Origin of the sequence: Stutzerimonas stutzeri (assembly GCF_051028275.1) — a bacterium.
GTDB lineage: Bacteria > Pseudomonadota > Gammaproteobacteria > Pseudomonadales > Pseudomonadaceae > Stutzerimonas > Stutzerimonas stutzeri_AS.
Window position 1 is genome coordinate 1,072,510 of the sequence record NZ_CP069269.1, and the last position, 24,191, is coordinate 1,096,700.

General features: G+C 60.0%; 27 protein-coding genes and 3 tRNA genes. 12 read left to right on the plus strand and 18 right to left on the minus strand.

Going from position 1 to position 24,191, the window contains the following annotated elements; genetic code table 11:
* Positions 1-3 precede the first annotated feature (3 nt).
* Together JQR87_RS04905 and JQR87_RS04910 are read right to left on the minus strand one after the other, a co-directional pair.
* On the minus strand, positions 4-1,194 hold the full coding sequence (locus JQR87_RS04905; RefSeq protein ID WP_407292008.1) for an MFS transporter: 1,191 nt from the start codon (positions 1,192-1,194) through the stop codon (positions 4-6).
* The gene (locus JQR87_RS04910) at positions 1,191-1,736 is read right to left on the minus strand and encodes a TetR/AcrR family transcriptional regulator (protein WP_434157924.1); all 546 of its coding nucleotides are present in this window, start codon (positions 1,734-1,736) and stop codon (positions 1,191-1,193) included. The genes JQR87_RS04905 and JQR87_RS04910 overlap by 4 nt, the downstream gene beginning before the upstream one ends.
* Before the next feature lie 412 nt (positions 1,737-2,148).
* On the opposite strand from JQR87_RS04910, the gene JQR87_RS04915 reads away from it, so the two are divergent.
* The gene (locus tag JQR87_RS04915) at positions 2,149-2,577 is read left to right on the plus strand and encodes a pseudoazurin (RefSeq protein WP_407292005.1); all 429 of its coding nucleotides are present in this window, start codon (positions 2,149-2,151) and stop codon (positions 2,575-2,577) included.
* Between the two features lie 18 nt (positions 2,578-2,595).
* Here the strand turns inward: JQR87_RS04915 and JQR87_RS04920 are convergent, their stop codons facing one another.
* Together JQR87_RS04920 and JQR87_RS04925 are read right to left on the minus strand one after the other, a co-directional pair.
* Positions 2,596-3,384: a WecB/TagA/CpsF family glycosyltransferase gene (locus tag JQR87_RS04920; protein WP_407292003.1), complete on the minus strand. Its 789-nt coding sequence runs from the start codon at positions 3,382-3,384 to the stop codon at positions 2,596-2,598.
* Between the two features lie 407 nt (positions 3,385-3,791).
* Complete coding sequence (locus tag JQR87_RS04925) at positions 3,792-4,832, minus strand: hypothetical protein (RefSeq protein ID WP_407292001.1); 1,041 nt, start codon at positions 4,830-4,832, stop codon at positions 3,792-3,794.
* 288 nt (positions 4,833-5,120) lie between these two features.
* On the opposite strand from JQR87_RS04925, the gene JQR87_RS04930 reads away from it, so the two are divergent.
* Positions 5,121-5,399, plus strand: a complete 279-nt coding sequence (locus JQR87_RS04930) for a type II toxin-antitoxin system RelE/ParE family toxin (protein ID WP_407291999.1) — start codon at positions 5,121-5,123, stop codon at positions 5,397-5,399.
* 12 nt (positions 5,400-5,411) lie between these two features.
* Complete coding sequence (locus tag JQR87_RS04935) at positions 5,412-5,717, plus strand: HigA family addiction module antitoxin (RefSeq protein WP_407291997.1); 306 nt, start codon at positions 5,412-5,414, stop codon at positions 5,715-5,717.
* Positions 5,718-5,901: 184 nt separating this feature from the next.
* Here the strand turns inward: JQR87_RS04935 and JQR87_RS04940 are convergent, their stop codons facing one another.
* The 3 genes from JQR87_RS04940 to dkgB form a co-directional block, all read right to left on the minus strand.
* Positions 5,902-6,126: a hypothetical protein gene (locus tag JQR87_RS04940; protein WP_407291996.1), complete on the minus strand. Its 225-nt coding sequence runs from the start codon at positions 6,124-6,126 to the stop codon at positions 5,902-5,904.
* A 73-nt stretch (positions 6,127-6,199) separates the two neighbouring features.
* Positions 6,200-6,276 (minus strand) — tRNA-Met (locus tag JQR87_RS04945).
* 117 nt (positions 6,277-6,393) lie between these two features.
* Positions 6,394-7,194, minus strand: coding sequence for a 2,5-didehydrogluconate reductase DkgB (gene dkgB / locus JQR87_RS04950; protein WP_407291995.1), 801 nt, complete (start codon positions 7,192-7,194; stop codon positions 6,394-6,396).
* Positions 7,195-7,527: 333 nt separating this feature from the next.
* Here dkgB and JQR87_RS04955 point away from each other — a divergent pair, with 333 nt between their 5' ends.
* From JQR87_RS04955 to JQR87_RS04965, 3 genes are all read left to right on the plus strand, one after another.
* Positions 7,528-8,436: a LysR substrate-binding domain-containing protein gene (locus JQR87_RS04955; protein WP_407291994.1), complete on the plus strand. Its 909-nt coding sequence runs from the start codon at positions 7,528-7,530 to the stop codon at positions 8,434-8,436.
* Between the two features lie 64 nt (positions 8,437-8,500).
* The gene (locus tag JQR87_RS04960) at positions 8,501-8,692 is read left to right on the plus strand and encodes a hypothetical protein (protein ID WP_407291992.1); all 192 of its coding nucleotides are present in this window, start codon (positions 8,501-8,503) and stop codon (positions 8,690-8,692) included.
* A gap of 405 nt (positions 8,693-9,097) precedes the next feature.
* On the plus strand, positions 9,098-10,213 hold the full coding sequence (locus JQR87_RS04965; protein ID WP_407291989.1) for a metallophosphoesterase: 1,116 nt from the start codon (positions 9,098-9,100) through the stop codon (positions 10,211-10,213).
* Between the two features lie 8 nt (positions 10,214-10,221).
* Here the strand turns inward: JQR87_RS04965 and JQR87_RS04970 are convergent, their stop codons facing one another.
* The 10 genes from JQR87_RS04970 to JQR87_RS05015 form a co-directional block, all read right to left on the minus strand.
* Positions 10,222-10,920, minus strand: a complete 699-nt coding sequence (locus tag JQR87_RS04970; protein ID WP_407291987.1) for a DNA-3-methyladenine glycosylase — start codon at positions 10,918-10,920, stop codon at positions 10,222-10,224.
* A 216-nt stretch (positions 10,921-11,136) separates the two neighbouring features.
* Complete coding sequence (gene ychF, locus JQR87_RS04975; protein ID WP_407291985.1) at positions 11,137-12,237, minus strand: redox-regulated ATPase YchF; 1,101 nt, start codon at positions 12,235-12,237, stop codon at positions 11,137-11,139.
* Positions 12,238-12,376: 139 nt separating this feature from the next.
* Positions 12,377-12,961: an aminoacyl-tRNA hydrolase gene (pth, locus tag JQR87_RS04980; protein WP_407291983.1), complete on the minus strand. Its 585-nt coding sequence runs from the start codon at positions 12,959-12,961 to the stop codon at positions 12,377-12,379.
* Positions 12,962-12,995: 34 nt separating this feature from the next.
* Positions 12,996-13,613, minus strand: a complete 618-nt coding sequence (locus JQR87_RS04985) for a 50S ribosomal protein L25/general stress protein Ctc (protein ID WP_407291981.1) — start codon at positions 13,611-13,613, stop codon at positions 12,996-12,998.
* 123 nt (positions 13,614-13,736) lie between these two features.
* Complete coding sequence (locus JQR87_RS04990) at positions 13,737-14,678, minus strand: ribose-phosphate pyrophosphokinase (protein ID WP_021208703.1); 942 nt, start codon at positions 14,676-14,678, stop codon at positions 13,737-13,739.
* Positions 14,679-14,761: 83 nt separating this feature from the next.
* Positions 14,762-14,836: transfer RNA gene (locus JQR87_RS04995), tRNA-Gln, on the minus strand.
* Between the two features lie 50 nt (positions 14,837-14,886).
* Positions 14,887-14,961, minus strand: a tRNA-Gln gene (locus JQR87_RS05000).
* A gap of 14 nt (positions 14,962-14,975) precedes the next feature.
* A complete protein-coding gene (ispE, locus tag JQR87_RS05005; protein ID WP_407291979.1) occupies positions 14,976-15,836 on the minus strand; it encodes a 4-(cytidine 5'-diphospho)-2-C-methyl-D-erythritol kinase in 861 nt (286 codons plus the stop codon).
* Complete coding sequence (lolB, locus tag JQR87_RS05010; RefSeq protein WP_407291977.1) at positions 15,836-16,456, minus strand: lipoprotein insertase outer membrane protein LolB; 621 nt, start codon at positions 16,454-16,456, stop codon at positions 15,836-15,838. Before lolB ends, ispE begins: the two co-directional genes overlap by 1 nt.
* A 3-nt stretch (positions 16,457-16,459) precedes the next feature.
* Positions 16,460-18,187 (minus strand): tetratricopeptide repeat protein, encoded by a 1,728-nt coding sequence (locus JQR87_RS05015; RefSeq protein ID WP_407291976.1) that lies wholly within the window; start codon positions 18,185-18,187, stop codon positions 16,460-16,462.
* Between the two features lie 182 nt (positions 18,188-18,369).
* Between JQR87_RS05015 and hemA the strand changes: the two genes are divergently transcribed.
* The 6 genes from hemA to JQR87_RS05045 all read left to right on the plus strand — a co-directional run bounded on the left by hemA (position 18,370) and on the right by JQR87_RS05045 (position 23,772).
* The gene (hemA, locus tag JQR87_RS05020) at positions 18,370-19,638 is read left to right on the plus strand and encodes a glutamyl-tRNA reductase (RefSeq protein WP_407291975.1); all 1,269 of its coding nucleotides are present in this window, start codon (positions 18,370-18,372) and stop codon (positions 19,636-19,638) included.
* The gene (gene prfA / locus JQR87_RS05025; protein ID WP_407291974.1) at positions 19,635-20,717 is read left to right on the plus strand and encodes a peptide chain release factor 1; all 1,083 of its coding nucleotides are present in this window, start codon (positions 19,635-19,637) and stop codon (positions 20,715-20,717) included. The genes hemA and prfA overlap by 4 nt, the downstream gene beginning before the upstream one ends.
* Before the next feature lie 68 nt (positions 20,718-20,785).
* Complete coding sequence (prmC, locus tag JQR87_RS05030) at positions 20,786-21,613, plus strand: peptide chain release factor N(5)-glutamine methyltransferase (protein ID WP_407291972.1); 828 nt, start codon at positions 20,786-20,788, stop codon at positions 21,611-21,613.
* An 18-nt stretch (positions 21,614-21,631) separates the two neighbouring features.
* Entirely contained in the window at positions 21,632-22,387 is a 756-nt protein-coding gene (locus tag JQR87_RS05035) for a molybdopterin-synthase adenylyltransferase MoeB (RefSeq protein WP_407291971.1), read from the plus strand.
* Complete coding sequence (gene murI / locus JQR87_RS05040) at positions 22,380-23,171, plus strand: glutamate racemase (RefSeq protein ID WP_407291969.1); 792 nt, start codon at positions 22,380-22,382, stop codon at positions 23,169-23,171. Before JQR87_RS05035 ends, murI begins: the two co-directional genes overlap by 8 nt.
* An 82-nt stretch (positions 23,172-23,253) precedes the next feature.
* Complete coding sequence (locus tag JQR87_RS05045) at positions 23,254-23,772, plus strand: acyloxyacyl hydrolase (RefSeq protein WP_407291968.1); 519 nt, start codon at positions 23,254-23,256, stop codon at positions 23,770-23,772.
* 38 nt (positions 23,773-23,810) lie between these two features.
* Here the strand turns inward: JQR87_RS05045 and JQR87_RS05050 are convergent, their stop codons facing one another.
* Complete coding sequence (locus JQR87_RS05050) at positions 23,811-24,128, minus strand: YkgJ family cysteine cluster protein (RefSeq protein WP_407291966.1); 318 nt, start codon at positions 24,126-24,128, stop codon at positions 23,811-23,813.
* Positions 24,129-24,191 lie beyond the last annotated feature (63 nt).

The following is a 24,191-nucleotide window of genomic DNA, read 5'->3' on the forward strand; positions in this document are numbered from 1 at the left end:
ACGTTAACGGCAGAAAAACGCAGTGCGTCGTCGTGATCGTTCAGGCTGTTGGGGCGTGTCGCTTACGCCTCCATTGCGGGGGCGGATGACACATGCGATACACGCCGCCAGTGCAAAAGCCGCCAGCGCAACGGTCGTGCCTGTCAGGTTCAGGACAGCTCCGAAAAGCGGTGTGCCGACCGTCTGGCCAAGCGCAAGGACGAGAAAAGGAATGCCCAGGCCAAGGTCGGGGCGGTCTGCGAGAAGGTCTATGCCTTGGATCAGGTAGGCACCTGAAGAAACGATATAGGCAGCGCCAAACAGGCCCATGGCCAAGAAACCATAGATGCTTGAGACGGCGGCCGCGGCCAAGCCAACCGTGCCGACCGCCATGCCAAGCAGCGCAAGGCTGTGAACTCGGCCGGTCCCCAAGCGATTAGTCAGCATGCCCGTCAATGCGCCGCTGATCCCGGCAGCGCCAAGCGCGATCCAGGCCCAGGCGATCTGGGCATCGGTGAAGGCAAATTGACCACGCAGGATATCCGCACCGAATGTCCAGATTGCGGTGCTCGACAGGCCCATCAGAAACGCACTCGCGCAGAGGGCAAATAGTCCAGGCCGCTTCAGCGCCGCGAAGCTAAAGCCACTGCCTTCGTCGCCCTTGCCACCCGCCGGTATGGCGAACCACAGCCATATCGACACACCCAGGCCGATCAAGGCGAACAGGGCGTAGAGTTCGCGCCAGGCGCCCGCAGCCAACAACGCTGCCATGCCGGAAAACATGATCCCGACCGCCGTTCCGGCGTTGATCACTCCGTTCGCCTTAGGGCGATCCTTTTGGGTGAATTGGCTCGCAACAGCAGAGGCAAGGGGAGGTGACGTCAGGCCTGTACTCAACCCGGCCAGCGCAATGCCGAAGCCCAGCGCCCATCCTGAATCGGAGAACACGACGAAGGTCATGCCACACGTGGCGGCGGTACCTGCCATCAGCGCAATGATTCGCGGACTGAGCGTGCCGTTTGCCAGGAATGTGAAAATGATACCCAGGCAGTACGCTACGAAAGCGCTTCCGCCGATCCACCCTGCAGCGATTACATCGAGGCCAAGTTCCTCGCGAATCTGCGGTAGTAGCAAGCCATAGGCGAACCGTGCCAAACCATAGCAGAGCGCCGTCAATGCAAACGCGGCGGCGACCAGATTGATTCCTCGCTTCATGGAGTGCCCCTCGCGGTCCTGAGAAGCGACAGCGCGGCGGCTTTCGCATCGCTGATGACAGAATCGCCCGCCACGCTCGCCGCCGCGGTTGCCCCTTCGAAGAGCACCCAGACCTGAGTCGTGAGCTGCGTATCTTCTCTGCCAAGGGCCGTTCGTACACGGCGTGCGACCTCGGTACGAAACGCCTCTTTCTGCTGGTGCACCAACGAGACGATGGCACTGCTTGCGGACGCATATTCACTGCGTGCACGTAGCAACATGCAACCCCGCGAGCCATGCACCTCCACCCAACCTTGAAGCGCATCGAACAGCGCTCCGACGGGATCGCCGCCTCCGTCGTCCATCTCAAGTAAGTCCATGAAGGCGCGGTGCCGCGCCTCGAGTACGGCAATGACCAGCCCGTCGCGGGAGCCGAAGTGCTTGTAAAGCGTGCGCGTGGAAACGCCGGAAGGCTCGATCACACGATCGATACCAATTCCCCGGAATCCCTCTGCATCGAAGATGCGGAGCGCGCCCGTGATCATTTCATTTCGTTTATCCATAGCCCAAGTGTAAAACGATCGCTTTACAAATCAAGCAGCCGATTGACCGGCGGTAGGCCCAATATCCAACACCGGGTTATGAGAAGCGTTGGAAAGCGGAGCCCTGAGCAATTGCGGAATGGGGCGGCATGCGCTGCGTCGATTTGTCAAAGGCGCCTACTGCAAAAACAATGCGAGCCCCGCTCTAGAGCCAACAATGGCCCTGTCCTTGTTAGACTGCGCAGCGGCCAACTGACTCTGGCCCGCCCTCGGCTGCCGTTCATGAGTGACAGGCAGCTGCTCGCTCACTCGCCGTGCAAGCCGCTGCCTGATGGCGGGTGCCCCCGTATTTCGGGGCTGGGCATGCTGTCGCTGACGCTGCCGCCAAGGACTGTTCCTCTGCTTTCTACGTCTGGAAATGGAATCAACGACTATGGATAAACACATCGCGTTTGCAATGCTTTTGCTCGCCAGCCCACTTGCCATGGCTGATACCCACGAAGTGCTGATGTTCAGCAAAGGCGCAACGGGAGAGATGGTTTACGAACCGGACTTCCTGGCAATTGCTCCGGGTGATTCGGTGCGGTTCGTCACCGACCATGGCAAACACGATTCCGCAACCATCCCCGGGTTGATTCCCGAGGGTGCCGAACCCTTCAAGGGCGAAATCAACGAGAACATTGCCGTCACATTCGACGTCCCAGGCGTATACGGCATTCAATGCACGCCGCACTTGACCAAAGGTATGGTGATGCTGGTGCAGGTAGGTGAGGGGCAAACAGCGCCCGAGTTGCCCGCAGGTTTGCCAGAAATGGCCGCGCATCGACTCGATGCAATCATCGAGCGCGAATTCGACAAATAAGCCGTCGCGCCCTGGCCATCACCGAAACTGTCGGTACAGGATAGGGATCATGCGCACCGCATCGTTGGCGTAGCGCTTTGCCAGCCGCCGCGGTTCGGTGCACATCCGGTGCAACCACTCGAGCGACATGCGCTGCATCCATCTCGGCGCTCGCCTGACCCTGCCGGAGAGAAAGTCGATGGACGCCCCGACGCACAGCCCCACCCCCTGTGCTCTCCCATCCGCTCGGATCATCCGCGCCAGGATTTCCTGACGCGGACAGCCCACGGCAAGCACCACAAGTTCCGCAGGGTGCTGGATAACGAAGTCCAGGCACGCCTGAACCGCCTGCGGATCGGCGAAGAAACCCATGGGCGGGTTGTGATGAAGAAAAGTCACATTCGGGTATAGCTGGCGCATCGTTCGTATATCCGATGTGTCGCTGCCAATCACCGTGACCCGCCAACGCTTCGCCTCGGCAATGTCCATCAGCTCGCCGGTCAGGGTGCTGCCGGGGATGACCTCGGGGACAGGGTTACGCAGCAGCGTCATCAGGCGTTTCAACACCTGGCTGTCGCAAATCCTGTAGCTGGCACTGGCATAGGCGCGGCGAAGTTCGGGGTCTTCTTCGAGCCGGACCACATGGTTGACGTTCGGGGTGACGATATAGCTGAACGCATGCTCGCTGCCCTCGATGATATGGTCGATGAGTTCAGCATTCGACCCGTCATAGAAATCGATATCGAACCCTTTGATTGTGCTGTTTCTCTTGCAACGGGACGGTTGCTGGTCTGCATTAGCCTCCATGCGTTCCGGGTGCTTCTGCAAAACTGGTCTCCTCTTCGGTGCACGGCACTGCTCGCAGGGTGCGGTCAAGCTCAGCCCTGCGGTATCACCGGTAATGCTTTCATTGTTTTAGAACTGAACCCAGCCGAACGCAGAGGTTCGAGCCCAACGGCGCGGAGTTGGTCGAGGGTGGACGGGGAAGGCGCTGTTCTGCGTGCGCCAGGAATGCGGGCCACCGCTGGTTGGGGCGACATGGAGCGATACGCAGCAGCAGCGATAAGCTCAGATCGCGCCAACGCCTGGCAGCGTGGTCAGCGAAGGGTGGAACTTGAACGTCGCGGTTCGGGAGGTGATGGCGCTGCAGCGAGTGGCCCTGAGATGGAGGAGGGCTCCGCCTCTACCATCCTAGGCCCCGCCGAGCTTTCCCGGCGATCCGCGACGGCACTGCTCTATTGTTGCACTACGCTGGCTATGTTGCCGTTTCCGTTCTGGACGATACCGGCTGAATGGCCGGCCAGCGCTTCAGCTTGCGTCAGGAGAGCCTGGTTGCCATTACCCGTTTGGCTGATGAGCGCTTCATGGGTATGAAAGCTCTGGGTGGCTTCTATTTCGTTGTGAGTGCCGACCTGAGTAATGTCCAGGCTGTTGTCATCCCCAACCTGCGACGTTACCACCCTGTTGTAATCGCCTTCCGAATAGCCGGTTAAGCTGCTGTTCTGCCCGGCGATGGAAGCGTTGAGGGTGTTCCCAATGCCCCGCTGCGCATAGTCCAGGATGCTGTTGCCGTCGCCAGCACTGATCTGCGCGATATTGGCATCACCCACTTGCTGCAACAGTACATCGGCAGCGGGATACCGACCGGAGCGCTGTTGGACAGCTGCCTGGTTTGCCGTGCCGTCCTGTTCGATCACAGCCGAACCACCGCCGAAGCCGTTACTCACCTGTTCGAGCCGCACCAGATTCTCGCTCCCGTTCTGCTGAACCTGAGCGGTGCTGAAGCCGGACTGATCGACTTCGACAACGTTGTCCTGTCCGATGGACACCACGTCGAGCGCGTTCGCCACCCACGTCTGCCGAGCATCAATCCGGTTGCCTGTGCCTTCCTGATGCAGGGTGGCGGTGGCGGCGAGTTCGCCAAGGTATTCATGTTGTTCAAGTGTGGCGGTATTTGAAGCCCCGGCCTGGTAAATCTCTGCGGTCACCAAGCCGGGCCGACTTCCGTTCACCTGGTAGATCGTTGCCAAATTCAGAGTGCCGGTTTGTTCGGCGCTCGCCTGGCTACCCTCGCTGACGGGGCCAGATTGGTCAGTGATTGCACGATTCTCAGTGCCGTTCTGCCGGATAAACGATCGCAGCATGGCACCACGCTGGGTCTGTTCAGCGCTGTTGCTGATGCCGTTCTGTTCGATCTCAGCCATCTGATTGTTGGCTACGACGCCGCCGCTTGCAGCGAGTAAAAGCGCAGCAGCGATAGGAGTGAGGTTGGACATTGGAATCTCCTGTTCGCGTTGGATGAGCTCCGTACGTCACAGGCGAAGCAACCAGGAGTCTTGTCCGTCTTTTAGGGTTGGGCTATCGACCAAACGGGCTAAAAAAAGTCGGAGGCGGGTAGCCGATTGGACGTATCGACGGCTTAAGGAGCGCAAAAAAAACGGAGCGGGGGAAAGACAATACGCTACAGGCCCAGCAAATAGCCACCCAGCACTACGATGGGCGCGTGTTGACGATTTCACCAATTGGTATATGATCCACTAACGCTTAACGTTAAGGATTAAAGCGTGATTCTGATTTTCAGGTGTGATGAAACCCGAGCTTTGTTCGAGTCAGGGGGCTCCCGGCGTTGGGGAAACATCCTGAATGTTGCGACCAGAAAGCTCGCCATGCTTAATGCGGCAACGGAGCTGCGAGATCTACGCTCCCCGCCGGGCAACAGGTTGGAAGCATTACAAGGCAACAGAGCAGGGCAACATAGCATCAGGATCAACGACCAATGGCGGATCTGCTTTGTCTGGACAGAAGCAGGCCCTACACAGGTTGAAATCGTCGATTACCACTGAGGAGGTGGCTACATGGCAATTAACGGCATGCGCCCCGTTCACCCTGGTGAAGTGCTGCGCGAAGAATTTTTAGAGCCGCTGGGCATCACTCCCGCTGCGCTTGCTCGTGCGCTGCATGTATCGGCTCCCACCATCAATGACATCGTGCGCGAGCGTCGTGGCATTACTGCCGATACCGCTATTCGCCTGGGCCGCTACTTCGATACATCCGCACAGTTCTGGATGAACCTGCAGTCGGACTACGCCCTAGCGACGACCTATGCGGCGAACGGCGAAGAGATTGAACATGAAATCGAGCCGCTTCGAGTGGCTAGCTAGTTCGAAGCAATCCACGGTTGGAAGAAATGAGTACAGCGGACGTAGACGCGGAGAGTAGATTTCAACGGATCAAGGCGCATATTGCTGAGCGATACGGCGCCTTGCTGCCGTATCAAAAAGGAAAAAGGACAGATTAATTATTCTGGTGAAGTCCCTGCGATCTGGTCGAGACGACGCAATGGCTTCAACCCTGCTTTCCAGCCCACGGCACAACGATCTGCAAATCCCCCACCAGCAGCTGAACCGCAACCATCCAAACCGCAGCACCAATCAATCCCAGCGACAGATGCCCAACCACGACGCCGAGGGCGATCTGTTTCCAAAGCCCGGCGTGCCTGTTAGTTTGAATGGCGACGCTGCGGTAGGGCGTTTCGCGCTCGGCACGGATGTTGTCGAAGTCGTCTCTCATGGTGCGCTCTTGGTCGGTTGGCTGAACGGCAGGCACAAAAAAGGGCTCAGCTTTCGCTGAACCCTTTTGAATTTGGTGGCTACGCAGGGACTTGAACCCCGGACCCCAGCATTATGAATGCTATGCTCTAACCAACTGAGCTACGTAGCCAAGTGGCGCGCATTATTCGCGCCGCGCGGTTGTGTGTCAACCCTCCCGACGCGCTTTTTCTACCTGCTTTTTCAAATGCTTATGCCGCCGGTCCGACCGTTGCCGGTGCGCTGTCGATCAGTCCCATTTTGGCGCAAATCCGGGGTTGGCCAGGCGCTCGTTGCGGTCCAGCGCGGCGATCTGCTGCATCTCCTCGTCAGTCAGGCGCAGCGCTTGTGCCTGGAGGTTCGCGGCGAGGTTCTCGCGCTTGGTGGAGGAGGGGATCACGGCGAAGCCCTGCTGCGCTAGCCAGGCGAGGGCGACCTGCGCGGGGCTCGCGTTGTGGGCTTCGGCGATGCGTTGCATAACCTCGTCCTGCATCACTTTGCCGTAGGCGAGCGGCATGTAAGCGGTGATGTGAATGCCTTGGCTGCGGGCGAAGTCGACCACCTTGCGGTTCTGCAGGAACGGATGCACCTCGACCTGATTGGTGGCGATGTGCTCGACACCGATGGCGTCGATAGCCTGTTGCATATGGTTGATGGTGAAGTTGGAGATGCCGATGGTACGGGTCAGGCCTCGCTGCTTGGCGTCCATCATCCGGGCCAGGTAGTCGGCAACTGCCAGTTCATCGTTGGGCGACGGCCAGTGCACCAGGGTGAGGTCTACCTGTTCGATGCGCAGTTTGCTCAGGCTTTCCTCCAGGCTGCGGATCAGGCGGTCGGCGCCGAGGTTGCTGGTCCAGACTTTGGTGGTCACGAACAGCTCGTCGCGCGGGACGCTGCTCTCGGCAATGGCCTGGCCGACTTCCGCTTCGTTTTCGTAAATCTGCGCGGTGTCGATGTGGCGGTAGCCGAGTTCGAGCCCCATGTTTACCGAGTCGATGACTTGCTGACCCTTGAGGCGGAAGGTGCCGAGGCCGAATGCGGGTATGGTCATTGAGGGTTCTCCTGTGGGTTGTTCAAGGTGAGGGCGGTAAGCTCCGGCTCGACGGTCTGGGCTCGCAGGTTACTGGCGGACCAGCTGGCCCGCTTCGATAAGAAAGTCCCAGGGCGACCCGTGCAACCGACGATCCGATCCAGACGGTATCAATGAGACCCAGTGAAGCGGCAATATGTCCGCCGGCCTTGCGCCCATTGCATTGACGCAACTCGAGCAGAGCGATGGCATTGGGATGAAGCGCGGGTTGAACTGCAAGGCGCGCAGTGTCTACCGCAGACTCATGCGGTAGACGCCGGGTATGGGGCCAAAAAAACTGACTACGAATCACGAATGAAAACCACGCTCGATGAATTGCAGGCGTTTACGGCCGTTATTGATACCGGTTCCATCTCCAGCGCGGCGGTGCAATTGGGGCAGACTGCCTCAGGCATTAGCCGGGCTCTGAGCCGGCTCGAAGCCAAGCTCGCCACCACGCTGCTGCGCCGCACTACTCGTCGTCTGGAGCTGACGGAGGAGGGTGCGGCTTTTCTAGTCCAGGCCAGGCGGATTCTCGAGGCGGTAGAGGAAGCCGAGGAGCAGATGTCGCGTCGGCTTCAGCACCCGGCCGGGCGGCTGCGGGTGAATGCGTCGGCGCCCTTCATGCTGCATGTACTGGTGCCCCTTGTTGGCGGGTTTCGCGAGCGCTACCCGGACATCGAGCTTGAGCTGAACAGCAGCGACGAGATCATCGATCTGCTTGAGCATCGCACTGATCTGGCGTTGCGCCACGGACCGCTGCGTGATTCCACCCTGCACGCCCGGCCGCTGGGGCGCAGTCGGCTACGTGCTGTGGCGAGCCCGGCATACCTGGCGGGCCGCGGCACGCCGCAGCAGGTGGACGAGCTGGCGGAGCACAGCTTGATCGGATTCACCCAGCCCGAAAGCCTCAATCACTGGCCGCTACGCCATCCGTTTGGCGAGAGCTGGGCCATCGTGCCCAGCCTGTGGGCATCCAGCGGGGAGACCGTACGGCAGCTGGCGCTGGCCGGGCAAGGCATCGCCTGTTTGTCAGACTTCATGACCGAACGGGACCGCGCCGAGGGTTCGCTGGTAGAGGTTTTCGCCGAGGCAAACGTCCAGATGTTGCAGCCGATCCATGCGGTGTACTACCGCAACACGGCACTGGCCGCGCGCATTACCTGTTTCCTCGATTACCTGAGCGAATGCCTGGCCGAGCAGGCGTGGACTCGCCACGGATGACTGGTCCGAACGATGCGGGGCCGGGCCTGCCTAACGTTGCAGGCACACCTTCAAGGAGACCTTCATGCTCAGCACCCATCCAAACGAGCCGCCGCTGTATCCCTGGCTGGCGGACGAATCGCCACTGAACGATCTCGACGACGCCGAGAGCGACACCGAACTGGACGACGGTGGTGTCTTGCCAGACGAAGTGCTCGAGCAGCTGGACAAAGAGCCGCCGCCACCTGACCCGATGCCCGACCCCGGTGTGATGTAACGCTTTGGTTGCTTGAGCCTGCCAGGCATCGGTGGTGCTGAGTTGGTGAGGCGGCTGCGCCAGCGCCGGCGAGCCGTAGCGCATAGAGCAAAGCAGACGTTTTTTCTGGCGCTCTAAGCCCACGCGCCAGCTGCTCTGGTTGTTTGGCCCGGCGTCCGGCGCAGGGCGTGTTACAGCGGTATCGGTTCAAGCCACAGCTGCGCCATGCAGACGTTTCCCCCAGTCAGGTCTATCCGACCCCATATGCGGCAACGCAACGAGACGTTCAATACATCTGTATACGATGCCCAGCTGAGGCTGGTCTGCTGTTGCATGCCGGCGCTTTTCAACTTCTTTTCGATACCGATACGCAAGCTGTCCATTGCGTGCGTAACAATGTGCCCCTTTGCTCAAGAGATGTAACGCATGAACAGGCGGTTATTGGTTGTTGTGTTGCTGATTGGCTTGCATGTGTTTGTCGGCGTCACGCTGATTCCAGACCTCTCGCTCGGCTTGGTCGGTAGCGTTCTGGCGTGGGGCTATCTCGGGCTTTCGGCTGTGTTGATGCGCTACGGTGTGTTGGTGCGAGGCGCGGGCAGTACGCTGCTGGCATGGTCCGGCTTGCTGGCCATGGGGATATTCTCCAGCCTGGCGGTGTTTTCTCTGTTGCGCGCTTTTGCACTGGCGCTGGCCTCGCTGCTGGGCCATGAGTCGGCTGCCATCGCACAGGCCTCAGCCCTCGCTGTCATCGTTGCGGTGGCTGCAGTGACGTCGTTCGGTGTGCTTAATGCGCGGCGCACAGCGCGGGTGGTCGAGCGTGACATTGCCTTGCGTGATCTTTCGCCGGCATTGCAGGGGTTCAGCATCGTGCAACTGAGTGACATCCACGTAGGGCCGACAATCAAGCAGGGCTATATCGATGCGATCGTCCAGCGAGTCAACGGGCTCTCGCCAGACCTCATCGTCATCACCGGTGACCTGGTAGATGGCAGCGTTGCGGATCTGGCCGATGATATCGCGCCGCTGGCGCAGCTCATTGCGCCTCACGGCACCTACGTGGTGACCGGCAATCACGAGTACTACTCCGGTGCGGACAGCTGGATTGCCGAGTTCGAGCGGCTGGGCATGACGGTGTTACTCAATCGCCATGTTCAGCTCGAATACGGTGGCTCACGCTTGGTACTGGCAGGCATTGCCGACTATTCGGCTGAACTCTTCCGGCCCAGCCATCGAAGCGACCCGGTCGCTGCGTTGGCGGGCGCGCCGGATGATGCACCGCGCATCATGCTGGCGCACCAGCCGCGTTCGGCCAAGGCGGTTGCAGAGGCGGGCTGCGATCTGCAGCTGTCCGGCCATACGCACGGCGGCCAGTTCTGGCCGTGGATGCATTTCGTGCGTTGGCAGCAGCCGTGGGTGGCGGGACTGCAGCGCGTCGGTGAGCTGCAGATCTACATCAGCCGTGGCACTGGCTACTGGGGACCGCCGTTACGCTTCGGCGCGCCGTCGGAGATCACCCGGATTCGCCTGGTCAGGGCAGACTGAATCGGGGGTCAGCTCGCCAATAGTTCGCGGCGCAGCAGCGCGTAATCCTGGCCTTCGACCTGACCACGGCGCAGGGGATTACGCGTGCAGTGCGCGGCGAAGCCTGCATCGACGAAACGGTACGGCAGGTGCTCGTCACGACCGGTGGGAATGCCTAGTCGTGTGGTCTGGACAATATCCGGCCGAGCGCCGATGTCGTCCACGCGCAGTCGGGAAGGGTTCATGCGTTGGGCATTCCACTCCGTCACGGTCAGGCCCAGTGCCTTGCAGAGCAACGTCTGGCCCGAGCACAGGCGGGTGAGGGGGCGAGGACCACCGGCGGCAGCCGGGCTGTTTGTGCGCATGCGCTCGATCGACTCTTCGCACGACAGCGAGTCGACCCAGGGATATCCGGCCTTGATACAGACCGCGTTGCCGTCCCCATGTACGCTGAAGTTCAGCGAGTCCCCGCCGCGTGAGTAATAGAGGTACAGGTGCCCGGCCGGCATGAACATCGCACGTCGCGAAGGGCTGTAGCCGAGCGAGGAATGACTGGCCTTTTCGTCGACGTAGTAGGCCTCGGTCTCGATGATGCGCGCCGACAGCCACAGCCCGTCAACACAGTGGCGAATTACGGTTCCGAGCAGTTCCTGGGCAACGATCTGTGCGTCCCGGTCGAAAAACGCATCGTCGAGATACTGTAGCGGTGGTTCGGTGAGGCTGTTCATCACGGCTCCGATGTCGACATGTCTGCCTGTTCGGACCGCATAAGCGGGACGAATATTCCGCCTCGATGAGTTGATTTCGTGCCGGTCGTCAGACAAGTGCCTGGAAAGAAGCTTGGAAGCGGGAATCAAGCGCGACGGTTTCATCACCCAAGATTGCAAAAAGCCCCGCATAAGCGAGGCTTTTAGGGTGCGACCTGCTGGTGTTGTACGGGCAGGTCAGACGTTGAAGCGGAAGTGCATTACGTCGCCGTCCTTGATGACGTATTCCTTACCTTCCAGGCGCCACTTGCCGGCTTCCTTGGCTCCGGCTTCGCCTTTGTACTGGATGAAATCGTTATAGGCGACCACTTCGGCGCGGATGAAGCCCTTCTCGAAGTCGGTGTGGATCACGCCCGCGCCCTGGGGCGCAGTGGCGCCGATTTTCACGGTCCAGGCGCGGACTTCCTTCACGCCAGCGGTGAAGTAGGTCTGCAGGTTGAGCAGTTCGTAACCTGCCCGGATCACCCGGTTCAAACCAGGCTCTTCGAGTCCGAGGGACTCGAGGAACATGTCCTTCTCCTCACCATCTTCCAGCTCGGCGATCTCAGCTTCAATCTTGTTGCACACCGGTACCACAACAGCACCTTCTTCCGCGGCGATGGCGTTGACCACGTCCAGGTGCGGGTTGTTCTCGAAACCGTCTTCGGCAACGTTGGCGATGTACATGACGGGCTTGCTGGTCAGCAGGTGGAAGCCCTTGGCCAGTTGCATCTCTTCATCGCCCAGCTTCTTCAACAGCGTGCGGGCTGGCTTGCCTTCGGTGAAGTGGGGGATCAGTTTTTCCAGCAGGGCCTTTTGTGCGAGCGCTTCCTTGTCGCCGCCCTTGGCGTTGCGCGTTACGCGCTGCAGCTGCTTCTCACAGCTGTCGAGGTCGGCAAAGATCAGCTCCAGTTCGATGATCTCGATATCGCGCTTGGGGTCGACCGAGTTGGAAACGTGAATAACGTTCTCGTCTTCAAAGCAGCGCACCACATGAGCGATGGCGTCGGTTTCGCGGATATTGGCGAGGAACTTGTTGCCCAGGCCTTCGCCTTTGGAGGCGCCTTCGACGAGGCCGGCGATGTCGACGAACTCCATGGTGGTCGGCAGGATTCGCTCAGGCTTGACGATCTCGGTCAGGGCCTGCAGGCGCGGATCAGGCATCGGGACGATGCCGCTGTTGGGCTCGATGGTGCAGAAGGGGAAGTTTTCCGCAGCGATACCGGACTTGGTCAGCGCGTTGAACAGGGTGGACTTGCCGACGTTGGGCAGGCCGACGATGCCGCAATTGAATCCCATGATGTCTTGCCTCGGTGCTGGCTGGCAGCGGATGCGCTACCGGCGTTGCCAAACTGCGTTTAAACGGCTTCATGACGCGTTGTAATTCTGGTCTTCCGCTCAGCCGTTGCCTTGTCTTGTGTGTCAGTGTTGGGTTCGATCAGGCCTTCTGGCTATGCAAACGTTGCATCGCGCGCGTCCAGTCACCGGCGAGAATCTCTGGCAGGACGTCGAACGTGACGTCGATGCTGGCATCGAGTTTTTCGCGCTCGGCCTGTGGGGCTCGGCCCAATACGTAACCGCTCACCAGACTGCTATGGCCTGGGTGGCCGATCCCCAGACGCAGGCGGTAAAAATTGTTCTGATTGCCGAGCTTGGCAATGATGTCGCGAAGCCCGTTATGCCCGCCATGGCCGCCGCCTTGCTTGAGTTTGGCGACGCCGGGGGGCATGTCGAGTTCATCGTGGGCAACCAGGATGGACTCGGGAGTGATTCGGAAAAATCCGGCCAGTGCCGCCACCGCTTGACCGCTGCGGTTCATGAAGGTGGTCGGGATCAACAGGCGGACGTCTTCGTCTTGGTGGCGAAACTTGCCGACCAGGCCGAAATACTTGCGATCGACGCTGAGGTTGACGCCCTTGAGGGCAGCCAGACGCTCAACGAAAAGGGCCCCTGCGTTATGCCGGGTCTGGTCGTATTCAGGGCCTGGGTTACCCAGGCCGACGATCAGTTTAACGGCAGTCACGACAGAGGCCCTTCCTCAGGTGATGGCGAGTGGATTACTCGGCAGCGCCTTCTTCTTTCGGAGTGTCTTCCTTGTTCACGCGAGGCGCGTGAACGTTGGCAACCGGCAGGTCACTGCCATGTGCCAGCGAGACCAGCTGAACGCCTTTCGGCAGAGTCAGGTCGGTCATGTGCAGTACCTGGCCAATTTCAACGTTGGCCATGTCGACCTCGATGAACTCCGGCAGATCCTGCGGCAGGCAGGACACTTCGACTTCGTTGATGTTGTGCAGGATTTCGCCACCCTGCTGCTTCACGCCAACCGATGTTTCCTGGTTGATGAAGTGCAGCGGAACGGTAGCGGTCAGCTTGTGACCTTCGACGACGCGAACGAAGTCAGCGTGCAGGACGAAGCTCTTGGCCGGATGACGCTGCAGCGCCTTGATCAGAACGGATTCGTTCTGGCCATCAACGTTCAGGGTCAGCACGTGGCTGAAGGATGCTTCGTTTTCCAGCATCTTGGCCAGGTCTTTGGCCAGCAGGCTGATGGACTGCGGGGCCTTGTCACCGCCGTAGATTACGGCCGGGACGAGGCTGGCGTTACGACGCAGGCGGCGGCTCGCACCTTTCCCCAGGTCGGAACGCACTTGGGCATTCAGGGTGAAATCAGTCATTGTGTTTCTCCAGGATAACAACGCACCCGAAACGCTCGCGACCAGCGCTAGCGGGCGGTTGGGCAAAAAGCCCCGCACGAGGCGGGGCACATTTTCGTTCTGCGCGAAGGGCTAAGCGTTTGCTTAGCGGAACATCGCGCTGATCGATTCAGCATTGCTGATGCGGCGAACCGCTTCAGCCACCATTGGCGCGATGTCCAATTGGCGAATACGGGTACAGGCTTGTGCTGCTGCGGACAGCGGAATGGTATTGGTCACGACCAATTCGTCGAGTACCGAGCCTTCGATGTTCTCAATGGCGCGACCGGACAGAATCGGGTGAGTGCAATACGCGAAGACCTTGGCGGCGCCATGATCTTTCAGAGCAGTTGCGGCGTGGCACAGCGTGCCGGCGGTATCGACCATGTCATCGACGAGGATGCAGGTACGGCCTTCGATATCACCAATGATGTGCATCACTTCGGACTGGTTGGCCTTTGGGCGACGCTTGTCGATGATCGCCAGATCCACACCCAAGGATTTGGCCACGGCGCGAGCACGCACCACACCACCAATATCGGGGGAAACGATCATCAGGTTCTCGAAGCGCTGAGCCTGAATGTCATCGACCAGGACCGGCGAACCGTAGATGTTGTCCACGGGCATGTCGAAAAAGCCCTGGATCTGATCGGCGTGCAAGTCCACCGTTAGAACGCGGTTGACACCTACCACATCGAGCATGTCAGCCACGACCTTGGCGCTGATCGGCACACGTGCGGAGCGCGGACGGCGATCCTGACGGGCGTAACCAAAGTAGGGGATGACGGCTGTGATGCGGGTGGCGGAGGACCGGCGGAAGGCGTCTGCCATCACAACCAGTTCCATCAGATTGTCATTGGTGGGGGCGCAGGTCGGTTGAATCAGAAAGACGTCCTTACCGCGAACGTTTTCATTGATCTCGACACTGATTTCGCCGTCGGAGAATTTACCGACGTAGGCGTCACCGAGAGGGATATGCAGCTGACGTACAACACGCCGGGCCAGGTCGGGGTTGGCATTCCCCGTGAAGACCATCATCTTGGACACGCGCAGTACCTGCCTGAGGGTGGATCCGATGAAACAAAAAGCTGTTCGAAAGGCCAGGCGTTTTGAACAGCTCTCATGATATTTGGCAGGGGCGGCTGGATTCGAACCAACGCATGCCAGGATCAAAACCTGGTGCCTTACCGCTTGGCGACGCCCCTGTAGATGTAACCCTGAAGTGCTGTGCAGCTGTACTAACCCCGAAAGGTTATGGCAGGGGCGGCTGGATTCGAACCAACGCATGCCAGGATCAAAACCTGGTGCCTTACCGCTTGGCGACGCCCCTGTAACGTACAACCTCTAACCACTTACTTCCTGTGTCAGCTGCGTGAGCCTTCGGTGCAACATCGAAATATTGCGGCCTTGAGCGACGAATGCTGGCAAATCGGGTGGAAGTTGGCGGCAAACTCTATCAGCCTCGCCTTTGTTTGGGAAGCTCCCAAACACACAAGCTCCAGTGCCGGTCATTCTTGCTGGAACAAATTTGTTCAACAAGCTCAAAGCGTTACGAACTTCTGGATAACGCTTCTCGACTACCGGCTGACAGTCGTTATGACCGCCCCCTGCAAGAAGGCTGCGAACTGTAATGGCCGGGGTATTGCGTGTCAACTCTGGGTCGGAAAATATTTCCGCTGTACTAACAGAGACTTGCGGCGCGATCACCAGGTACCAGGGTTCGCTCAATTCGACCGGTTGCAGGCGCTCACCGACCCCTTCGGCAAAGGCTGCGCGACCTCTGACAAACACCGGAACGTCGGCACCAAGGGCGATGCCGATGTCCGCCAATCGGTCTTCGCCAAGGTGCGTCTTCCAAAGGTAATCGAGGCCAAGCAGGGTGGTGGCAGCGTCCGAGCTTCCGCCGCCAATGCCGCCGCCCATAGGCAGTCGCTTGATCAGTGCTATATCGGCGCCCAGCGCGCAGCCACTATCTGTCTGTAGCAGGCGCGCAGCGCGGACGATGAGATTGCTGTCATGGTCGACGCCAGGAAGGTCCGTGTGCAATCGGATCTGCCCATCGGTCCGAGCCGTGAATGTCAGCTCGTCGCCATGATCGAGGAACTGAAACAGCGTCTGCAGCTCATGGTAGCCATCGGCGCGTCGACCGAGGATGTGCAGCATGAGATTGAGCTTGGCCGGTGCGGGAAGGGTCAGCGTGAGCATCAGTGACCTAACTGGCGCGGCTGCCAGTCCTTGACTACCAGCGTGATCTTCAGGTCTCGCCCTGCCAGTTTGATACGACTTGGAAGCGTGTAGCCGTCTTCTTCGATGTAGCTCAGATACTGAACATCCCAGCCGTCTTGCTCCAGGCTGGCAAGCCGTCCTTTGGCATCGAGGGCGATACGGCTGCGGCTATCCGGAGCCGGCAGGCCGCGTACCCACCAGAGCAGGTTGGAGACGGGCAGCTGCCAACCCAGCTGATTTTCCACGAGTGCTTCCGGCGAATCGGCTTCGAAGCGTCCCTGCCCGGCGACTTCCAGCGCCACTGCATCGGGACGACCAGCCAGGCGCGTGGCGCCGCGCCCCAGCGGGCCAGAGAGGCGGATGTCGAAATAGTCCTGGCGTTGCAGCCAGAACAACGTGCCGCTGCCGGAATCCTGTGGGGCCTGGATGCCGATCTTGCCGCTGATCTGCCATCCATCGATCTCGCTGATTCGGGCTTTATGAGTTTTCCAGTCCTCGGCATTGCCGGGGCCTTGGACTGATTCCTGCGGGCCGAGACCGGCGCAGCCAGCCAGCACAAGGGCCAGGGTCGGGATCAGCAGGTTACGCATCAACTTCATGGGTCAGGGTTTCTCCGAGCCTGTCAGGCGTTTTATGGTCTCGCGCAGCACTTCGCTGTCCGGCTGCTCCTTCAGTGCCTTCGACCAGACAGCGCGCGCTTCGCGCTGCTTGCCTGAAGTCCAGAGCACTTCGCCCAGGTGGGCGGCAACTTCATGGTCGGGAAAGCGTTCGAGCGCCTTGCGCAGCTGGGCCTCGGCTTCCTGCAGATTGCCCAGTCGATAATTGACCCAGCCAAGCGAGTCGAGAATCGCGGCGTCGTCAGGATTGATGCGGTAAGCCTGCTCGATCAGTGAGAGCGCCTCCTGATGGCGGTCGGTGCGGTCGGCCAATGTATAGCCGAGCGCGTTGATCGCCATGGCATTGTCAGGCTCACGTTCAATGACAAAACGGAGGTCCCGCTCGAGCTGCGCCAGGTCGCCGCGCTTTTCGGCAACCATCGCGCGGGTGTACAGCAGGTTCAGGTCTTCCGGAAACTGCTCCAGCGCTTGATTGGCGAGTTGCCACGCTTGCTCGACCTGCTGCTGGCCAGATAGCGCTTCGATCTCAATCAGGTAAAGCTGGATCGCATAGTCCGGCTGTTCATCCCGCGCTCGTGACAGCAGTTCTGAAGCCTGCTGGTTGCGGCCTAGCGAGAACAGCAGCTCGGCCTGCATGAGTTTAGCCGGCAGGTATTCGTTGCCAGGTCCGACCTTGGCGAACGCTTCCAGCGCCTGCTCGGGCTCGCCCAGCTCTCGATACGCACGTCCAAGGTTGAAATGAGCCGCATCGAGGTGGCTGCCACGTTCGATCAGTTCCTCGAGGTAGACGATAGCCTCGCGCCAGGCCTCGGCTTCGAGGCAAACCAAGGCCATCGAGAACCGAAGGTCATCATCCGCCGGGTACTGCTGTACCAGAGTGGCAAACTCGCCCATTGCCTCCTCCAGTCGCTCCTGTTCGACCAGCAGGCGAGCGTACGTCAGACGTAGACGTTTGTCCTCGGGGTGTTCACGCAGGCTTTTTTCCAGCAGTGGGAGTGCTTCCTTGCTGCGGTCAAGCACTTGGAGCAGGCGAGCCTGAAGCAGAATCGAGGGAATTTCCTGCTGCCGTGCCGGCTGTTCCTCCAGCAGAACCAGCGCCTCCTCGGCACGTCCATCCTGCTGTAGCAGCACCGCTTTACCGAATTTGAGCTGAGGATTCTCGGGATGTTTGGTCAATAGCCGGTCGAAACTCTGGAGCAGACCGGCACGGGTGTCCGGATCGGTTTCGGCCGCGGACAAGGCGAGAAAGTCGAAATGGGTGGAGCCCTGGCCCTTCAGAACCTTCTCCATGAAGGTCAGCGACTCTTCGTAACGGCCGGCACGGGCCAGTTGTACTGCGGCTGCGCGTTGAGCGTCCAGGTTGGTCGGAGCGTTGCCAGCCCAGATCAAGGCGGTGTCGAGCGCAGCCTGGTCGGCGCCCAGGTATTCGGCGATTCGAAAGCCGCGTTCGGCGACCCCGGCGTCCTGCGTGGCATTGGCTTGCTGGACGTAGTTGCCAAGTGCGATATCGAATCGGTTGCGCTGGCCGGCCAGTTCAGCCACCAGTAGGGAATAGAGCGAATCACGACTGAACGAGCCAAATTCGCTGGGACCCGTTGTCGCAGGCTCCGGTGTCGCTTCCTCGATCGGCGGGCTGCTGTCGGGAGCGTTCTGCATGAAGCTTTGGCAGCCACCGAGAAACAGGACGGCGCTGAGGGCGAGGTGTTTTTTCATAGGAATATAAGGCTGGTCTGCGGTCGCGGCATCATGACACAAGCGGAACAGGCAAGCACATGGGCCGGCTTTTAGGTGGATTCGATAGGCCTTGGCTATTACAGACAGTTGCTGGCAACGGTTGTTCTGAGCCAGGCGAAGTAGGAGAATCGCGCGCTCCGTTTTCGAATCAGCGATCCTGCATGGCTTTCATCGCGCTTGGCATTAATCACAAGACCGCATCGTTGGACGTGCGCGAGCGTGTGGCATTCACCCCCGAACAGATGGTCGAGGCGCTGCAACAGCTGTGTCGTGTCACGCCGACCCGCGAAGCGGCGATCCTGTCGACGTGCAACCGCAGCGAGCTGTACCTGCAGCAGGATCAACTCGAAGCCGAGGCGGTGCTGGCCTGGCTGGCGAGCTATCACCGGCTTAGCGTGGAAGACCTGAAAGCCTGCGCCTACGTGCATACGGACGAGCAGGCCGTGCGGCACATGATGCGCGTCGCGTCCGGCCTGGATTCGATGGTGCTCGGCGAACCGCAGATTCTCGGGCAGATGAAATCCGCGTATGCGGTGGCGCGCGAGGCCGGCAGTGTCGGGCCGCTGCTGGGGCGCCTCTTCCAGGCAACGTTCAGTACGGCCAAGACGGTGCGTACCGATACGGCCATCGGCGAGAATCCGGTATCGGTCGCCTTCGCAGCCGTCAGCCTGGCCAAGCAGATATTCGCTAATCTCGATCGCAGTCAGGCCTTGCTCATTGGCGCTGGCGAAACCATCACTCTGGTCGCCCGTCACCTGCACGAGCAGGGCGTCAAGCGTATCGTCGTCGCCAACCGCACGCTCGAGCGCGCCAGTGCACTGGCTGAACAGTTCGGCGCTCATGCGATCCTGCTGGCCGATATTCCCCAGGAACTCCATAACAGCGATATCGTCATCAGCTCCACGGCGAGCCAGCTGCCGATCCTGGGCAAGGGGGCGGTGGAGCAGGCGTTGAAGAAGCGCAAGCACAAGCCCATGTTCATGGTCGATATAGCGGTGCCTAGGGATATCGAGGCGCAGGTCGGTGAACTGGACGACGTCTATCTATATACGGTCGACGATCTTCATGAAGTCGTCGCTGAAAACCTCAAGAGCCGGCAGGGTGCGGCTCAGGCTGCCGAAGAGCTGGTTGCGGCTGGCACCGAAGACTTCATGGGGCGCTTGCGTGAGCTGGCCGCGGTCGATGTGCTCAAGGCGTATCGGCAGCACGCCGAGCGGCTCCGCGATGAGGAGCTTCTCCGGGCGCAACGGCTATTGGTTAATGGTGGCACGCCCGAAGATGCCCTGGCTCAACTGGCCCGTGGTTTGACCAACAAACTGCTGCACGCTCCTAGCGTGCAGTTGAAAAAACTTTCCGCCGAAGGGCGCGTGGAGGCACTGACGATCGTTCAGGAGCTCTTCGCATTGCAAGACAGTCCGGATAAGCCATGAAAGCGTCGCTGCTCAATAAACTCGACATCCTGCAGGACCGTTTCGAAGAACTGACCGCGTTGCTTGGCGACGCTGAAGTGATCAGTGACCAGACTCGCTTCCGGGCGTATTCGCGCGAGTACGCCGAGGTTGAACCGGTCATCGCAACTTACCGCCAGTTTCTAAAAACACAGTCTGACCTTGAGGGCGCCCAGGCGTTGCTCAAGGACAGCGACCCGGACGTGCGTGAGATGGCCGAAGAGGAGGTCATCGAGGCGCGTGGTCTACTCGAAGACATCGAAACCCGTCTCCAGCGCATGCTGCTGCCGAAGGATCCAAAGGACGGGCGTAACGTGTTCCTTGAGATCCGGGCGGGCACCGGTGGCGACGAGGCGGCGATCTTCTCCGGCGACCTTTTTCGCATGTATTCCCGCTACGCTGAGCGTCAGGGCTGGCGGGTCGAAATCTTGTCCGAGAGCCCAGGGGAGCACGGTGGCTATAAGGAAGTGATCTCCCGCGTTGAAGGCGAAAACGTTTTCGCGAAGCTCAAGTTCGAGTCTGGCGCCCACCGAGTCCAGCGCGTTCCGGAAACCGAATCCCAGGGGCGTATCCATACTTCCGCCTGTACCGTCGCCGTGTTGCCTGAGCCGGACGAGCAGATCGCCATCGAGATCAACCCGGCCGATCTGCGCGTCGACACCTACCGGGCATCCGGTGCTGGTGGTCAGCACATCAACAAGACCGACTCGGCTGTGCGTATCACTCACATTCCTAGCGGTATCGTCGTGGAGTGTCAGGAGGAGCGTTCGCAGCACAAGAACCGCGCCCGGGCGATGGCCTGGCTTGCGGCCAAACTGCAGGACGTGCAGGACAGCGCTGCCCACAAGGAAATCTCCGATACGCGCAAGCTGTTGGTCGGTTCCGGTGACCGTTCCGAGCGCATTCGTACCTACAACTTTCCGCAGGGGCGCGTCACGGATCACCGTATCAACCTTACGCTGTATTCCCTCAATGAGGTCGTTGGCGGCGCGGTAGAGCAGGTCATCGAGCCGTTGTTGCAGGAGTATCAGGCCGATCAGCTTGCTGCACTGGGCGACTGACGTTTCAATCTGGCAGATCCGAACGTCTTCGGGCTGCGCGGTGTACCACCGAGATCTGGACCCTGAATATGGCGACAATCGATTTCCTGCTGCGGACTGCCCAGCTGCCTGACTCGCCGAGCGCCAAGCTCGACGGCGAGTGGCTGCTTGCGGCAGCGCTGGGCAAGGCGCCGAGCTATCTGCGTACCTGGCCTGATCGAGACGTGCCGCCCGAGGCCGAAGCCCGTTTTTTAGCCGACCTTGCGCGCCGTCGCGCGGGCGAGCCTGTGGCCTACATTCTTGGGCGCCAAGGGTTCTGGAGCCTGGAACTCGAAGTAGCGCCGCATACCTTGATTCCTCGCCCGGATACAGAGCTGCTGGTTGAGACTGCACTGCTGTTGTCGCCTGCCGGCCCAGCGGCTGTGCTCGATTTAGGGACAGGAACCGGCGCCATCGCCCTGGCGCTCGCCAGTGAGCGGCCGGCCTGGCAGGTTACTGGCGTAGACCGCATCGGTGAGGCCGTTTCACTGGCGATGCGTAATGCCGAGCGGCTTGGCCTGGCCAATGCGCGGTTTATCGAAAGCAACTGGTTCTCCATGCTCACCGGCAATCGCTATGAGCTGATCATCTCCAACCCGCCCTACATGCCCAGCAACGACCCGCATCTGTTGCAGGGAGACGTACGCTTCGAGCCGAGCAGTGCGTTGGTGGCGGGGTTGGACGGTCTGGACGATATCCGGCACATCATTGCGAATGCGCCCAGTCATATGCATCCGTCCGGCTGGCTCTTGTTGGAGCACGGCTACGATCAGGCTGCTGCGGTGCGGGCGCTGCTGTCGGGCGGAGGCTTCGCTGAGGTCGCAAGCTGCAAAGATCTGGCTGGTCACGAGCGCGTCAGCCTTGGGCGCCTGCCATGACCCCAATGAGGAATCACCATGCTGAGCGATGAAGAACTGCTGCGTTACAGCCGACAGATACTGTTGAAACAGGTCGATATCGACGGGCAGCTCAAACTCAAGGGTAGCCGTGTACTTATCGTCGGACTTGGCGGTTTGGGTTCGCCTGTTGCGCTGTACCTGGCCGCTGCCGGGGTAGGCGAACTTCATCTGGCGGATTTCGACCGGCTCGATCTGACGAATCTGCAACGGCAAATCGTTCATGACAGCTCGTCCGTAGGCGTGCATAAGGTGGACTCGGCCATCAACCGACTGTCAACGCTCAACCCGCAGGTAAAGCTGGTGCCGCACCGTGCCGCGATGGATGTCGACAGCCTGGGTGTGGCGGTGGCCGCAGTCGATCTGGTGCTGGACTGCACGGATAATTTCGGTGTCCGAGAAGCGGTCAACGCAGCGTGCGTGGCAGCCGGAAAACCGCTGGTTAGCGGTGCGGCTATTCGACTGGAAGGGCAGCTATCGGTGTTCGATCCTCGTATCGAGACCAGCCCTTGTTATCACTGCTTGTACGGGCATGGCAGCGAGGCTGAATTGACTTGCAGCGAGGCTGGGGTTTTGGGGCCGGTCGTCGGCATGGTCGGCAGCCTCCAGGCGCTCGAAGCGATCAAGGTGCTGGTTGGTTTCGGTGAGCCTTTGGTGGGTAGGCTCCTGCTGATCGATGCGTTGTCCAGTCGCTTCCGTGAGCTGAAGGTCAGGCGTGATCCCGAATGCGCCGTCTGTGGTGCGGGTCGTGGCTGACAACGCGCCGATAGGCGTGTTCGACTCAGGCGTTGGCGGATTGTCAGTGCTGAAGGAGATCCGCACGCGCCTTCCACACGAATCGCTGCTGTACTTCGCTGACAGCGGGCACGTTCCCTATGGCGAAAAGACCCCCGAGTTCATCCGCGAGCGCTGTCGGGCAATCTCGACGTTTCTGCTTGAGCAGGGGGCGAAAGCGTTGGTAGTGGCCTGCAATACGGCGACCGCGGCAGGGGTGGCCGACTTGCGCGAACGCTATCCCAAGCTTCCCTTGGTCGGAATGGAACCTGCTGTCAAACCGGCAGCCCTGGCAACGCGAACTGGCGTGGTGGGTGTGCTTGCAACTACCGGCACGCTCAAGAGCGCAAAGTTTGCGGCGTTGCTGGACCGTTTTGCCAGTGACGTGCGAGTCCTGACTCAACCCTGTCCAGGCCTCGTCGAATGCATCGAGGCTGGAGAACTGGACTCACCGACTACCCGGCAATTGCTGGCAGGTTTCGTTCAGCCTCTGATCGAGCAGGGGTGCGATACGCTTATTCTTGGATGTACGCACTATCCATTCGTAAAGCCCCTTCTTCGAGGCATGTTGCCGCCGTCTATAGCGTTGGTCGATACCGGCGCAGCGGTTGCAAGGCACCTCGAGACCCTGTTGGTGGGCAACGCCCAGCTGGCGGAAGGAAAGCCAGAGGTGCGGTTCTGGAGTAGCGGCGATCCGCTTCGATTGGCTAGTGTTCTTCCCATACTTTGGGGTGAAACAGGTACAGTTTCCTACTGTTCCGCCTAGGAACTCCCCGCTGCGCTAGGCCTCTGTATTTAAGCAACACTAAAAAACGAAACGTTCGCCCCTGTCGATAAGGAAATTTCGTATGAACAAACTGATCTCCTTCGCTGCGGTTGCAGCAATTACGCTGGGTCAGGTCGCTGCAGCCCATGCAATTGATTTGACCGCTGCGGTTGGGCGCACTGGCGAGTCAACGACGACCTATCGACTTGGCGCGCAGATGGATTTCAACCGGAGCTGGTTCGAGACGGGTGTCGGCCGGCTGACGGGCTACTGGGACGCCGGCTATACATACTGGGAAGGTGACGAGACCTCGAGCAACCACAGCATTTCGCTTGCGCCGGTATTCGTGTACGAGTTCAACGCCGGGTCGGTAAAACCCTATCTGGAAGTAGGCGTCGGCATCGCTGCCTTTGAAAACACTGAAGTAGAGAACAACGACTTGGGATCATCTTTCCAGTTCGAGGATCGCTTCGGCGCTGGTTTGCGCTTTGCTGGTGGACATGAGGTCGGCGTACGGGCTATCCACTACTCGAACGCAGGCATCAAGAACCCTAACGACGGTATTGAAAGCTACGCTGTGCATTATCGGGCCTCATTCTGATCTGATCTGATCTGATCTGATGGCTGATGGAACCGCCGTCAGCCTTGTTCATAGGCTCGAGCCGAACCCTTACGCTCGTCTAGGCAATCATCCGAGCCCAGCACGAACTCCCTGCAGATCAAGGGACGTTGGGCGTAGATGGTGCAGCGCATGCTGTCGCGGTCGAGTGCAGCGCACCATCCGTCGTCCAGGCGTCGCATGACCTGGCCGCCCCAGTTGTCTTCATCGATGAAGCGTTCCGGAACGCTGGTATCGGTTAGCAGCAGCACTTCGAGGCGACAACAGCACGCGGCGCATGTGCTGCAACTGACGCCGTTGTCGGCGAGTTGGCGATGGGGAATAAAGGCTTGATTCATTGCGGCAGTCTACGCGCCTTGAGCCACGATAGCTGCAAGGCGCAAACGCCAGAGGCGCGCAAA